Source organism: Acinetobacter sp. 789_lipA (assembly GCF_058242845.1).
Genome location: NZ_JBZAYS010000002.1, coordinates 117615 through 131445 on the forward strand (window position 1 = coordinate 117615; position 13831 = coordinate 131445).

15 protein-coding genes, 1 pseudogene and 1 other annotated feature are annotated in these 13831 nt (G+C 38.0%); of the genes and pseudogenes, 14 read left to right on the top strand and 2 right to left on the bottom strand.

All coding sequences use genetic code 11. The features are described 5' to 3' along the window. The first annotated feature begins 73 nt into the window (after positions 1-73). From AC4CUZ_RS19145 to AC4CUZ_RS19190, 10 genes are all read left to right on the top strand, one after another. On the top strand, positions 74-319 hold the full coding sequence (locus AC4CUZ_RS19145) for a type II toxin-antitoxin system RelB/DinJ family antitoxin (RefSeq protein WP_000246756.1): 246 nt from the start codon (positions 74-76) through the stop codon (positions 317-319). Then, on the top strand, positions 309-602 hold the full coding sequence (locus AC4CUZ_RS19150) for a type II toxin-antitoxin system RelE family toxin (protein WP_317118499.1): 294 nt from the start codon (positions 309-311) through the stop codon (positions 600-602). The genes AC4CUZ_RS19145 and AC4CUZ_RS19150 overlap by 11 nt, the downstream gene beginning before the upstream one ends. Before the next feature lie 748 nt (positions 603-1350). Then, on the top strand, positions 1351-1566 hold the full coding sequence (locus AC4CUZ_RS19155; protein WP_004637138.1) for a cold-shock protein: 216 nt from the start codon (positions 1351-1353) through the stop codon (positions 1564-1566). Positions 1567-1664: 98 nt separating this feature from the next. Next, on the top strand, positions 1665-1892 hold the full coding sequence (locus tag AC4CUZ_RS19160) for a hypothetical protein (RefSeq protein WP_004637137.1): 228 nt from the start codon (positions 1665-1667) through the stop codon (positions 1890-1892). A gap of 69 nt (positions 1893-1961) precedes the next feature. Continuing rightward, positions 1962-2159 (top strand): hypothetical protein, encoded by a 198-nt coding sequence (locus AC4CUZ_RS19165; protein WP_004637135.1) that lies wholly within the window; start codon positions 1962-1964, stop codon positions 2157-2159. Positions 2160-2480: 321 nt separating this feature from the next. Next, on the top strand, positions 2481-3599 hold the full coding sequence (locus AC4CUZ_RS19170) for a Fic family protein (protein ID WP_317118396.1): 1119 nt from the start codon (positions 2481-2483) through the stop codon (positions 3597-3599). A gap of 603 nt (positions 3600-4202) precedes the next feature. Beyond that, entirely contained in the window at positions 4203-5723 is a 1521-nt protein-coding gene (locus AC4CUZ_RS19175) for a catalase (RefSeq protein ID WP_049590605.1), read from the top strand. A 181-nt stretch (positions 5724-5904) separates the two neighbouring features. After that, a complete protein-coding gene (locus AC4CUZ_RS19180) occupies positions 5905-6852 on the top strand; it encodes a sensor domain-containing diguanylate cyclase (protein WP_317118395.1) in 948 nt (315 codons plus the stop codon). 215 nt (positions 6853-7067) lie between these two features. Next, complete coding sequence (locus AC4CUZ_RS19185) at positions 7068-7370, top strand: type II toxin-antitoxin system RelE/ParE family toxin (RefSeq protein ID WP_180165446.1); 303 nt, start codon at positions 7068-7070, stop codon at positions 7368-7370. Continuing rightward, the gene (locus tag AC4CUZ_RS19190; protein WP_301434988.1) at positions 7371-7652 is read left to right on the top strand and encodes an addiction module antidote protein; all 282 of its coding nucleotides are present in this window, start codon (positions 7371-7373) and stop codon (positions 7650-7652) included. 86 nt (positions 7653-7738) lie between these two features. On the opposite strand, the gene AC4CUZ_RS19195 is transcribed toward AC4CUZ_RS19190, so the two are convergent. Together AC4CUZ_RS19195 and AC4CUZ_RS19200 are read right to left on the bottom strand one after the other, a co-directional pair. After that, positions 7739-8215, bottom strand: a complete 477-nt coding sequence (locus AC4CUZ_RS19195; RefSeq protein ID WP_490748110.1) for a cysteine hydrolase family protein — start codon at positions 8213-8215, stop codon at positions 7739-7741. Between the two features lie 149 nt (positions 8216-8364). Continuing rightward, positions 8365-9249: an MBL fold metallo-hydrolase gene (locus AC4CUZ_RS19200; RefSeq protein ID WP_490748111.1), complete on the bottom strand. Its 885-nt coding sequence runs from the start codon at positions 9247-9249 to the stop codon at positions 8365-8367. Between the two features lie 132 nt (positions 9250-9381). Here AC4CUZ_RS19200 and AC4CUZ_RS19205 point away from each other — a divergent pair, with 132 nt between their 5' ends. From AC4CUZ_RS19205 to AC4CUZ_RS19220, 4 genes and pseudogenes are all read left to right on the top strand, one after another. After that, positions 9382-10359 carry a GlxA family transcriptional regulator gene (locus AC4CUZ_RS19205; RefSeq protein WP_317118527.1) on the top strand — a complete coding sequence of 326 codons (978 nt, stop codon included), beginning with the start codon at positions 9382-9384 and terminating at the stop codon, positions 10357-10359. Between the two features lie 115 nt (positions 10360-10474). Then, the gene (locus AC4CUZ_RS19210) at positions 10475-11809 is read left to right on the top strand and encodes an ISNCY family transposase (protein WP_071851543.1); all 1335 of its coding nucleotides are present in this window, start codon (positions 10475-10477) and stop codon (positions 11807-11809) included. A 551-nt stretch (positions 11810-12360) separates the two neighbouring features. Beyond that, positions 12361-12525 (top strand): annotated as a pseudogene (locus AC4CUZ_RS19215) (type II toxin-antitoxin system RelE/ParE family toxin); the annotation flags it as partial. A gap of 50 nt (positions 12526-12575) precedes the next feature. Then, positions 12576-13795, top strand: a protein-coding gene (locus AC4CUZ_RS19220) for an IS3 family transposase (protein WP_100222794.1) whose coding sequence is annotated in 2 segments (ribosomal slippage) — positions 12576-12852 and positions 12852-13795 — 1221 coding nt in all. Because the reading frame shifts where the segments join, the coding sequence is not laid out codon by codon here. Next, positions 12851-12967: a sequence feature (AL1L pseudoknot), on the top strand. It overlaps the preceding gene by 117 nt. Positions 13796-13831: the final 36 nt, after the last annotated feature.

Genomic DNA, 13831 nt, shown 5'->3' on the forward strand with positions numbered 1-13831 from the left:
TGTTATACGAAGTCGACTTGTAATGCAATTTGCATTACAGTACTCTTAGCACATTAAATAACTGGGAGATATGATGGCTACTGTTAACTTCAGGGTCGATGAAGCCCTTAAAGAAAAATCCTATTCCATCCTTAAAGAACAAGGTATTGCACCTACAGATTTCTTTACTAGTATTCTTGAATATGTTGCTACGACTGGGAAACTACCTGTCAAAAAAGCTCTGCTTTCAGAAGAAGATGAAGAATTATTAGCTCTTGTCCGTAAGCGCATTAATGACCCTAAAGAGATGTTTGAGGAAGTCACATTAGATGACTTATAAGCTTTTACGTCACAAAGACTTTAAAGCAGAATGGGAAAAACTCCCTGTTGCTATACGAGATCAATTTAAGAAGAAACTAGCCAAAGTCATAGAGCAGCCACATATTCCAAAGAATATGCTTAGAGGGGATCTTGCAGGTTGCTATAAAATTAAATTATTAAAAGCTGGTGTCAGACTTGTCTATCAAGTTAAAGATGATCAGGTAGTTATCTTGCTCATCACAGTCGGGAAACGAGTTGATAGCATAGTTTATGACGAAGCTAAAAAGCGCATTAAAGACTAAAAATGGGAGCTTATAGCTCCCATTTTTGCATTCGTATAAGAGATTTATGTTAAATAAATAAGTAAAAGCCCCGAATCACGGGCTTTTTTGTAGAGTGTATTATCTTAATTTTAGAAAAATTTTAAATTTAAAATCCGAATAATTGGCCTATTTCTAATCTGCTGTAACCACGTTCTTTGAAAATCAAACAGCGTTGTCTAATTGTGAGCCTGAATACTTACCTAAGGAAATATCTGGGTAAGATAAGGGAGAGTGTGGAATTGTTAGCTTTTTAAACTGATTCTCTCAAACATTCGTCTTTTGTCTTATATCTAAATTTTTTACCTATAGGTAAAATAATTGTACTCATAACCTGCTAAGGATAGTGGGTAATAAGCGTCTAAGGACTAAGTATCAATTAGAGCCAAAATAGCTAATTTACATTGGAAAGTAAGTGATTAAGAGAAAACTAACAGCGCTTAATAAGCCTTATAGTTCCGAGAGAGACTATAAGGCTTTTTTATGAAATATAATTTTCTTTTATCAAAAAAATAAATATAACTATTAAAAAAACTTGATTATTTTTCTTTTTACTGTATATTTAACTCAACTAGAAAAAAAGTCTCGTTTCGGTAAATCTTCCTTAAGTATCGCAGTTTTAGTCATAATCCTTCGTTTTTTAGATTTTAAGTTTCATTCTTTATTATTTTCCAAGTTATAATCGGTCAATATAATGACTAAAAATTATTAAAAATCAGTAGGATATATTATGTCAAACTCAAATGTTGTTAAAGGTACTGTTAAGTGGTTCAACGAAACTAAAGGTTTTGGTTTCATCCAACAAGAATCAGGTCCAGACGTTTTTGCTCATTTCAGCGAAATCGCAAGTTCAGGTTTCAAAACCTTAATGGAAGGCCAGCAAGTTGAATTCAGTGTAGCTCAAGGTCAAAAAGGACCGAATGCTGTAAATATTGTTGCTATCTAAGTAATAATAGACAGTAATAAAAAGCACTCATGAGTGCTTTTTTTATACTTCAAAATTTGTTTTAAAAATTAAAATATTTCTAAAAAATAGGATGAAATTTGTTGAAATTAAGTAATTTAATTGCAAAATCTAAAAATGGTACTGAAATTATTGTTTCATTAATTCCTCTTCATAAAATGCAAAATACACGTCAAGGTTCAAAAAAAATCGAAGTAGGTAAAAGAGTCCTTCTTTCATCTGGAATCGAGGTTGATTTAAATTTGGATGGCCGTACATTTTACACTTCTTTAAATCAGCTATTTAAATTAAGTCATAAAGTTGCTTAGAGCCAACATCAACAAGTATTAAGAATTGGGGTAGATTTCTACCACTATAATTTTATTAATGGGATATATATGTTTAAACAGACTCTCAACGTAAAAGACCAGTTTGGGGTTAAACAAGCTATTCAAGCAACAGTAGATCATCATTTTGCCGATACGCAATCTCACTCAAATATAAGACATATCACCGTTGATGGAGAAGATATTCGACCTAGTTTTGAAATGTTTTTTCAAAGTACTGTAAGTGGAAAAATTTTTAAAATTTTATAGATAGTATTTTAAAACCAATACGATACGCATTGTAAGAAACGAGAGCTAATAGCTCTCAGGTCATCCCCCTAAAAATAATTGAGTTTAAAAGTAGAAAATACAAATATTCTCAAATGATCTCTATTTTTTGGAAAAACATATCAAGTTTGTTTATAAAAAAGCCGATATATTTCTGTTATTCACCAATTAAAATGTCTATGCGATAAACCATTTAAAATGTCCTATAAAAAATGAGCTGATTAATTATCATATTCGGCTCTTGTTATGAGCCGAATAAGTGCTATATTCAACTCATCTGAAATTTTAGATGAGCGATTGAAAATGCAGAAATGGATTTGGCAAGCAGAAAACTGGACAAATTTTACATGGCTAGATTCAGTTATCTTACCTAAAACCAGACAGATACATCAAAAAATAGGGATTATTCTGGGGCAAAGTCAGCATGATTTAGCAAAAGAGCAATTCACCCTAGATACTCTGCTTGCCAATATTGTTGCTTCATCTGCGATTGAAAACGAAACGATCAATGTTTTTTCACTACGATCATCTCTAGCTCAACGCTTAGGTGTCACACTTGAACAGCCTTATCCAAGCTCAGATCGATCAGAAGGTTTAGCCAATATCATGCTAGATGCGCTTAACGATGTTAAGCAACCATTGACTGTTAATCGTCTCATGCAGTGGCATCGTTGGCTTTTCAATGACCCAGATTGGACAATGCACCGTTTACGCATTGGTCAACTTAGGGGGGCAGAGCCTATGCAGGTCGTTTCAGGTCGATTGGACTATCCTAAAGTGCATTTTGAAGCACCGCCAAGACAAGGCTTAGAAGAACGCTTAAATGCCTTCATAGATTGGTTTAATCAAAGTCTAAATGATTCATTGCTTGATCCTCTGTTACGTGCAGGTATTACCCATTTATGGTTTGTTACCCTACATCCTTTTGATGATGGTAATGGACGTATTACACGTACACTTACAGACCTTTCTTTAGCTCAAATGGATGAACAGAGCATTCGTTTATATGCTATGTCTACTGCGATATTGAATAAACGTAAAAGTTACTATGAGATATTAGAACAAACTCAAAAAAATGATTCTGATATCACCGATTGGCTAGTTTGGTTTTTAGATACATTGAATGATAGCCTTGAAAAAACCTTAGTACAGATCAATCGGACATTATTTAAAAGCCAGTTTTGGCATAAATATTCAAATTTAGCCCTGAGTGAAGAACAGCGCAAAGTCCTCAATCGTTTATTAGACGGTGGGGAAAATGGCTTTGAACATGGTATTAGCGCGTCACAATATCAAAAAGTTACTAAAACAAGTAAGGCGACAGCTACTCGTCATTTATCTGACTTACTTGAGAAAGGTTGTATCGTCAAATTGGAAGGTGGGGGACGTAATACACGCTATCAGATCAATACTCAGTTATAGAAATTTAAGCCATAAAAAAAGCCCGACATGCTGTCGGGCTTTTTCATATCGGGTTGCTCGTCTTACTGATCTCGTGCTGCCCATTCCTTGCGCTATTTTCTTATTCTTGTTTTCTAGAAACATCCAGTTCCCTTATGTATTCATCATAGGGCTAATGCTTTGGATTACCAATCCGCAAAAACCTTAAATCTGTGTAAGTTTTAGCTTACAAAGTTGGCCTATTTTATCCCAAGAGTTGTCCGCAGAAATTGGGGATTATTTCTGAACTGTGACCCTTGAGAAATCAGGAAAAAATGCAAAAACGAATGTTTTTTGATCAACTTTATTGGCTAAAAGTTACAGTTTTGCTTAAAAAGAAACCGACTTGTTTCCAAGTCGGTTGAACGAGAACGTTCCAGAGGGTATGAATAACGATAAGATACTGATCTTAAAGTAATATTAAAAACACGTTTCGTATAAGAGATTTATGTTAAATCAGTTGGCTATAAATTTTCAAAAATATCCTTAGTTTAATATTTTAATAAGCAAGTAAAGGGTAAGATAGGATTGAAAATATTAAATTTCTGTAGGAAATTTAAATTAAAAGAAACGGGAGTTAATAGTATGAGTCAAGACCCTAAAAAATGTCCTGTTACCCACCTGACTACTGAAGCTGGTGCCCCTGTGGTCGACAATCAGAACAGTATGACGGCAGGTGCGCGTGGACCTTTACTTGCCCAGGATTTATGGCTGAATGAAAAACTGGCCAACTTTGTCCGTGAAGTGATTCCAGAGCGTCGTATGCATGCCAAAGGTTCAGGTGCTTTCGGTACCTTTACCGTGACCAATGATATTACCCAATATAGCCGCGCTAAAATTTTCTCTGAAGTCGGCAAAAAAACCGAAATGTTTGCGCGTTTCTCAACGGTGGCGGGTGAACGTGGTGCGGCCGATGCAGAACGTGATATTCGCGGTTTTGCCCTGAAATTCTATACTGAAGAAGGCAACTGGGATCTAGTTGGCAACAATACTCCGGTATTTTTCCTACGGGATGCCCGCAAGTTCCCTGACCTGAATAAAGCAGTCAAACGTGACCCGAAAACCAACAAGCGCAGTGCCACCAATAACTGGGATTTCTGGACATTATTGCCTGAAGCCTTGCATCAGGTGACCATTGTCATGTCGGATCGCGGTATTCCTGCTGGCTACCGTCATATGCATGGTTTTGGCAGCCATACCTTCAGTTTTATCAATGCCCAAAATGAACGCTTCTGGGTGAAATTCCATATGCGTACCCAGCAAGGCATCCAGAACCTGACCGATGCTGAAGCAGCAGACTTGATTGCCAAAGACCGTGAAAGCAGCCAGACCGACCTGTTTGATGCCATCGAACGTGGCGACTATCCAAAATGGAAAATGTACGTTCAAGTCATGCCAGAACTGGAAGCCGAAACAGTGCCTTATCATCCATTTGACCTGACCAAAGTCTGGCCGAAGGGCGATTATCCACTGATTGAAGTCGGTGAATTTGAGCTGAACCGCAATCCGGAAAACTATTTCCAGGATGTAGAACAGGCAGCCTTTGCACCTAGTAATCTTGTACCGGGCATCAGCTACTCACCGGACCGTATGTTACAGGCACGTTTAGTGAACTATGCCGACGCAGCGCGTTACCGTGTTGGTGTAAATCATTCACAGGTTCCGGTCAATGCTGCACGCTGCCCTGTAAACTCTAATCGTCGTGATGGTCAGGGCCGCATGGATGGCAACTATGGTTCATTGCCACATTATGAACCGAACAGTTTTAACCAGTGGCAGGAACAACCTCAGTTTAAAGAACCAGCATTAAAGATTACCGGTGATGCTGATTTCTGGGACTTCCGTGAAGATGACAATGATTACTTCAGCCAGCCACGTGCCCTGTTCAATTTGATGAATGATGAGCAGAAACAGGCCCTGTTTAATAACACGGCCGCAGCGATGGGTGATGCGCTAGATTTCATCAAATACCGTCATATCCGCAACTGTTATGCTTGCGATCCAGCTTATGGGCAAGGCGTTGCTAAGGCCTTAGGTATGACTGTAGCAGATGCTCAAGCGGCACGTGAAACAGATCCTGCTAAAGGTTTGCCAAGTTTTCTTTAATGTGGAAATTTGATTTAGATAGTTAATAAAAAAGCCCGACAGGATGTCGGGCTTTTTTATTAACTATTTTTTAGATTAAGCTTGTAAGTGTATATACAATGAGAATTAAAGTTTCTATTGGTCCTATTAAATAGCATTTTGCCACTTCTAGGTTCAATCCTAATCAAAATAGTGAGTAATTATGATCCCTTCTTATGAAAACCTTAAAGATTTTAAAGATGCTGGTGAAAAAATTTTAGAGTATTTACATAATCACTTAGGCTTTGCTTTATGGATGATTACTCGTACTGAAAGTAATGATTGGATAGTTTTGCAAGCTAAAGATCATGGATATGGAGTACAGGCAGGACAGGTCTTCAATTGGGCTGACTCATACTGCTCTAAGATGGTATTAGATAAAGGGCCACGCATAGCACCTGATTCGAAAAAGATTCCACTGTATGTAGAAGCAGGCATCAACAAACTGGTCGATATAAACGCCTATATTGGGCAACCTTTATTCAATGAGGATGGTTCTATTTTCGGCACATTATGTGCTATTGATCCATCAGTACAGCCTCAAAGCATAGAACAACATAGTGATCTATTAGAGCTATTAAGTTTATTACTTAGTCGAATTTTACAAAATGAACTTAAAATTAATGAACAAAAAAGAGTTAGTGAAAAGCTTGAAATGGATTCATTAACCGATCATTTAACGGGTGTTTTTAATCGTCGTGCTTGGGATACATTTTTGGATTTAGAGGAAGATCGATGTAAAACGTACGGACATCCAACCACAGTGATTATGATAGATTTAAATGACTTAAAAGCTATAAACGATAAATTTGGTCATTCGGCTGGAGACCAGATGATCCAAAAAACGGCCCAAATCTTAAAGAAAAATGTACGCTCCAATGATTTAGTCGCGCGTTTAGGAGGAGATGAGTTTGGCATTCTAAATATTGAAACGACTTTAGAAAATACTCAGAAATTGGTGAATCGGCTTTTAAAGTCCTTACAAAATGCTGGAATTAATGCTGCTCTTGGTGTTGCAGCACGTGAACCAAGTAAAAATTTACGAATGGCAGTAATTGAAGCAGATGAAAAAATGTATCAGCATAAACGTCAAATTAAAGTCATCATTTGATGATTCCATAGAACAGGATGTTTGAGGATCTAAAACAATAATCGTAAGTCAGACACTTGGATTGTGAAGCTAGACAGGAGTCTTGCTTGAGCAGTAAGCTCATTTGAAGTTTTTCTAAAATTAACATAATGGTTGTTATACGAAATTCTGTTATAAGCCCCATACATTCAAGTTTATTTCTTGCATGAATGTATCCTATAGGATACATTAATCTTATGTACTCAATATATATCACTGAAGTCTTTGATGACTGGTTTACTAAGTTAAAAGACCAGCAGGCAAAAAGACGTATACAAGTCCGAATTGATCGGGTTGAAGATGGAAACTTTGGAGATACTGAACCAGTCGGTGAAGGTGTCTCTGAATTACGTTTCTTCTTTGGACCTGGCTACAGGATCTATTACTGTAAGCAAGGGCAAAGGGTCGTTATTCTTTTAGCAGGCGGAGACAAGTCTACGCAAAGTAAAGATATAAAACTTGCCCTACAACTAGCACAAGATTTAGAGGAGGAGCTGTAAATGGCTATCAAACTTCGTAAATGGGACAGTGCTCAACATCTTAAAACAGAAGAAGATATGCAAGCTTACCTACAAGCCTGTATAGATGAATCTAATGGTGATGCGGCATTCATTGCAAAAGCTTTAGGTAATATTGCTAAAGCTAAAGGAATGGCTCAATTATCAAGAGATACAGGTTTAGGCCGAGAAAGTCTTTATAAAGCACTTTCTGGCGATGTAAATCCAAGCTTTGATACTGTTATTAAAGTGGTAAAAGCGCTGAATTTACGCTTAGCAATTTAAAAAAAACTAGTAAAAAAGGGAGCTTAAAGCTCCCTTTTTTAACTTCATATAACGTGTATTATGTTAATTTTAGGAAATCTTAGTCTTTAGCTAACATAATCTTCAGTTGATATTACTTGAGCATATGCAAATTCAAAAGCGGCCATTAATGTTGCATGGACATGACCAGCAGGTACTTTAACGCCATTAAATTCCAAGTCTAGTGTTGCACAAGCATCATGTATCACTTTTACCTTATAACCAAAATCAGAAGCAGCACGAACAGCAGCATCAACACACATATGCGTCATAGCACCAATCACGACTAACTCAGTCACTTGATTGCTATCTAAAATTTCTTTGAGATTCGTATTTAAGAACGCATTGATGTGATTTTTAATGATTACAGCTTCATCTTCTTGCGGCTTAACTGTGTCCTGAAATTCAATACTATTTGAGCTAGGTTCAAATATAGGAGATTCAGCATCAGCAATATGTTGCACATGAATCACTTGAGTACCCAGTTGACGGGCTTTCGCAATTACTTTCACTGCATTAGCAGCAGCTTGTTCAATATTTACCAATGGTAATTTACCTGTAGGTAGATATTCATTTTGTAAGTCGATACTAATAAAGCTGATTTTGACATATCTGTTCCTTTACTTAACTAATATTTGTTTTGTTCTGCTTATGATTTTAAAGAAGTGGATGTATTCCAGTTCTTTAAGTTACTTTAGAAAGAAAGCGTTTCACCATCGATAGGAATTAGTACTTTATCCTGGATTCCTTTGTCTTTTACATATTCTGCAAGCTGAGCACGTGTTACCGACATGTGGTTAATGGCATCCATGTGAACAGCAATAACTTTGGCATTTGGCGCTTTCTGAGTTGCTCGGTAAGTATCTTCTTTGCCCATAATAATGGATTCTTTAAAGCCATTAACCAAAGCGTTACCTGTATTTAATACAATCACATCCGGTTTAAAAGATTGAATTGCTTGATCAACGTCAGGACGCCAAATGGTATCACCAACCACATAAACTGTTTCATGGCCATTAGCTTCAAATACCATACCTATTGCTTCACCTAATCCAGCTTTGAGCTTAGGAATACGGTACATAGCATCAGTACCGTGTTGGCCACCAATTTTAGTGAGTTTAATGCCTTCAAACGTTGTTTGTGTTAATACACGAACATCTTTAAAACCGTGTGACTGGATGACTTTTTGGTCTTCTTTATTCTGTACAAACAAAGGCATATTTTTTGGAATAGTCGCTTGTGCTGCATCATCCCAATGATCTAAATGTGTATGGGTCACGATTACCGCATCTACACCTTCTAAAATCGTTTCAGGCTTGATGGGCAAATCGACTAATGGGTTACGTAAATAGCTACGATGAGTATCAGGAAAACCTTCATAGAAGCCTTTTTTCGCAAACATTGGGTCAATTAAAAAAGTTGTATCAGCATAGGTTACTTTAATCGTTGCATTGCGAATTTCTTGTATATACGTAACTTTAGACGTATCTCGCTGAACCACATTATCATTCGCAGATAAATGGACTGAGGCCATTGCTAGAGAGAGTGTAATAAGTGAACTACTTACAATTTTATTCATGTTCCAGATCCAATCATTTAGTCATACCTAGATCATGATAGAAAATATCAAACAAAAAAATTGTCCTGAAGGACAATCATCGAAACTATTGGGACAAAATGCTATATTTATTATTTTAGAGAGGTAGGTTTAATGGCTATACCAGTGATTGGATTGTTCGTCTATCCCAATATAAATCCATTTCACTTCTCTATCCCCTATATTATCTTCAATATCAAAATTGAAGATAAGCCCTTATTTGACCTTAAAATTTTTTCTATAGATGGTCAGCCTGTAAAAACAGAACAATCAATGATGATTATGCCTGATGGCGGGATTGAACTTATTAAAGAATCGGATTTTATTATTATTCCTGGGTGGGATGATTTTAATCACGAGCCTGAACAAGTACTTATTGATGCCCTAAATTGTGCATATCAGACTGGAATTAGACTTGTAGGGTTATGCTATGGAACTTATGCATTGGCATATGCTGGTTTACTTGACCATAAAAAAGCAGCTACACACTGGATGGCTGAACAAGATTTCTGTGTGCGATTTCCACAGGTTAAGCTTGATCATGATGCCTTGTATGTAGAAGACCAAAGGATCGTAACCTCTGCTGGAACAGGTGCAGCATTAGACTGCTGTTTATACTTGGTACGTGAAATCTATAATGCACAAATTGCGAATAAAGTCTCTAGAGTAATGGTAATTCCGCCTCACCGTGAAGGTGGACAAGCTCAGTTTATTGAACAACCAGTAGCAGAATCGAGTCAAGATGCACAAATTAACCTATTACTTGATTTTTTAAGAACGAATTTAGCTATACAACATAATATTGAAAGCCTAGCTGAACGGACACATATGACACGTAGGACGTTCACACGGCATTTTAAGAAAGCTACAGGTATGACCTTAGTCGATTGGCTGAATACTGAAAGAATCAGATTAAGTTGTGAACTCTTAGAAACGACAAACTTGTCTATCGAAAAGATAGCTGAGCTTTCAGGTTTTAATAATACTGTGTCATTTAGAAAGAATTTCCGTGAAAAATATGGCACCAGCCCTCAGGCATGGAGAAAAGCTTTTGGGATCATTAATGAGAATAATCCGCCCCATTTAACATAATGGCGGTTATACGACAGCATTTTGTTAGAACCCATTTAAAGTGTCTATATTCTCACCAATAAAAATGTCTGGTTTATGATGGTTTTTATCACCATGGACTGGATATAAAATATAGATGCTGATCACTATGTCTGACAAAGAAATTCAACGTCTTGCAGTTCTGCAAGACGTTCGAGATCATCGTATTACCCAAGTCCGTGCTGCTGAAATCCTGAATCTTTCCACCCGTCAAATTACCCGGTTATTGCAGAAGCTCAATCAAGATGGTGTTTCAGGCATGACGCATGCCAGTCGTGGTCAACCGGGCCATCATCGCCATGACGATTTATTAAAATCGCAATGTCTTTCCATTATTTCTGAACATCTGCTGGGCTTTGGACCTACCTTGGCGCATGAGAAGCTCAGCAGCATGTTTGACCTGAATATCCCGGTAGAAACGGTTCGGCGCTGGATGACTGCAAATGACCTTTGGATTCCGCGATCCAAACGTCTAAAACGCCCATACCAGCCACGCTATAACCGTGATTGCTTCGGTGAGCTGATCCAGATTGATGGCTCATATCATGACTGGTTTGAAGGAAGAGCCACCAAATGCTGTTTGCTGGTTTATATCGATGATGCTACCGGCAAGCTGTTGCATCTACGCTTTTGTGAGGCTGAAACGACCTTTGACTATATGCTTTCAACCCGAGCCTACATTGAGCAATACGGCAAGCCCTTGGCCTTTTATAGCGATAAACACTCGGTATTTAGAGTCAACCAGAAATCCAGGCAAGACAGCCAGATCACGCAATTTGGGCGGATTCTGAATGAGTTAAACATTGATATTATCTTCGCCAATTCACCCCAGGCCAAAGGTCGCGTAGAGCGAGCGAATAGAACCCTTCAGGACCGTTTGATCAAGGAGATGCGCCTGGAAGGCATCTGTTCGATTGCAGAAGCAAATGCCTGGTTGCCCTGCTTTATTGAGCAGTTCAATCAGAAGTTCGCCAAATGTGCGCGAAACTCAAAGAACCTGCATCGACCATTAACCGAATCTGATCTTGAACTGGATGATATTTTTACCTGGCAGGAACCGCGTAAGGTCACCAAGAACCTGACGATTACCTATGACAAATGTATTTATCTGCTTGAACCGACAGAGCTGAATCATAAGCTTGCTGGGCAATACGTTTCATTTCTGGAGTATCCGGATGGCACTGTGGCCCTCATGCATGAAGGACGAAAGCTCAACTACAGCATCTTCAATAAATTGGCTGGGCTGCAGCAAAATGAGATTGTTGAGAATAAACGGTTAGGTTCAGTCCTGGCGCATATCCAGCAACAACATGAAGAATTGGAGAAACAGAATAAACGTTCCCGTGCCAAGAAAAGTATGCCGAGCCGTAAAGCTCAGAAAGCTGTTATTGGACAAAGAAATTTAAATCCTGTGCTTGACTCTTGTGGTTAAAAACAGGACATTTTAAATGGTTTATCGCATAGACATTTTAATTGGTGAATAACACATTTGTATATTAATATAAATATCAATAACTTGAAAATTTCAACCTGATCACAAAACGCACAAAAATTGGCTTTTGTAATAAGTTGGTGAGTTTTTAAGCAAATCTGTAACATTTTGCCAAGAAAATCGATTAATAAATGATCAATTTGGCAATCAGTGCCCATTTCATGCGGATCCAGGTTGTGAAACTATCCCCAATTGCTGTGGATAAAATTTAGGCTATTTTGTAAGCCCTGGCTCATACCAATCTCGGCCCTTTGCTGCTATCCGCAATACTGGAAATTTCCTATCATGAAGACATAGAGAGCAGGATGCTCCAGATAAAAAGAATAAGATGAACAACAAGGAACGTGAGATCAGACAGGAGTCAGATCTAAGCGCCAAATATGGAAAAGCCCGACAGGATGTCGGGCTTTTTTATTGCCTATCCTTTCTCATTTGCAAAACAAACATAATGCCCCTAAAATATAGACTATAATCTATATTTTGGTTGTGGTATGTGGACAGTCATTACGACAGTTCTATTTAATCAGTGGCTTGAACAGCAAGATGAACCTACACAAGAGAAGGTCCTAGCTGCCCTGGTTGTTCTACAGCAGCAGGGACCGAGTTTAGGCCGTTCTTTAGTAGATACTGTGTATGAGTCTAAATTTACCAATATGTGAACCGTACCAGGTTTGTCGGAGAGTCAATATTCTGAGAGACTATCCCGATGACAAAATTAAAATATACCCCTGAAATCAGAGAAAGAGCGGTTCAATTACTAATTGAATCTGAAAAAGATTATCCTTCTACTTGGGCAGCAATCACAGCTATTGCTCCTAAAATCGGTTGTACTCCTGAAACACTACGTGTTTGGTATCAAAAATATTTAGATAAACAAAATCCAGTTAAAGTACAGCAGCTTTCAGACCAAGAACGTATCAAACAACTCGAACGCGAAAATAAAGAACTGCAACGCGCCAATGAGATTCTACGTAAAGCAGCCGCTTTTTTCGCCCAGGCGGAGCTCGACCGCCCACACAAATAATGGTGGATTTTATCCATAACAATAAAGATCGATATGGTGTTGAAGCGATTTGTAGAATTTTACCGATTGCAGCTTCGACCTATTATCGGGCTTTAGATCTCGTTGATAACCCAGAACATCGAGCGAAACGTGCTCTGCATGATTTACATCATGCAGAGCAAATCAAACGTATTTGGAAAGAAAGTTCAGGTCGATATGGTGTACGTAAAGTTTGGCAAAAATTGAAACGTGAGGGTTATGTTATTGCACGTTGTACAGTTGCTCGATTGATGCAAAAGCTAGGTATACAAGGTGTTTGGCGTGGTAAGAATAAACAAACTACTCGTAACCGAGATGACCAAAAACGGGCAGATGATTTAGTGAAACGTAATTTTAATGCTGATCATCCAAACCAACTATGGGTGGGTGACTTTACGTATATTCAAACTCATTCAGGCTGGGTATATACCGCATTTGTTATTGATGTGTTCTCACGAGCAATTGTTGGATGGAAAGTATCTACACGGATGAATACAGATATGGTGCTCGATGCATTGGAGCAAGCATTGCACGATCGAGGTATGCCTAAGAATGTGATTCATCATTCAGATAGAGGTGTTCAATATCTTTCTATTCGCTATACCAATCGTTTAGAAGCTGCAAATTTACGAGCATCAGTCGGTACAACTGGTGATTCATACGATAATGCTCTGGCTGAAACGGTGAATGGCTTATACAAAACAGAGGTGATTGAATATTTAAAAGCAGATTGGCAAGGTTTAGCAGATGTACAACTTGCGACACTAAACTGGGTAGATTGGTTCAATAAAAAGCGTGTACACAGTGCACTGGGTTATGTATCGCCTTTTGAGTTTGAAGCAATGTACTATGATAAGATTAACCCGTTAGGTCAGGTGGCCTAACTTAAATAAAAAAGTCTCCGACAAACCCGGTACGGT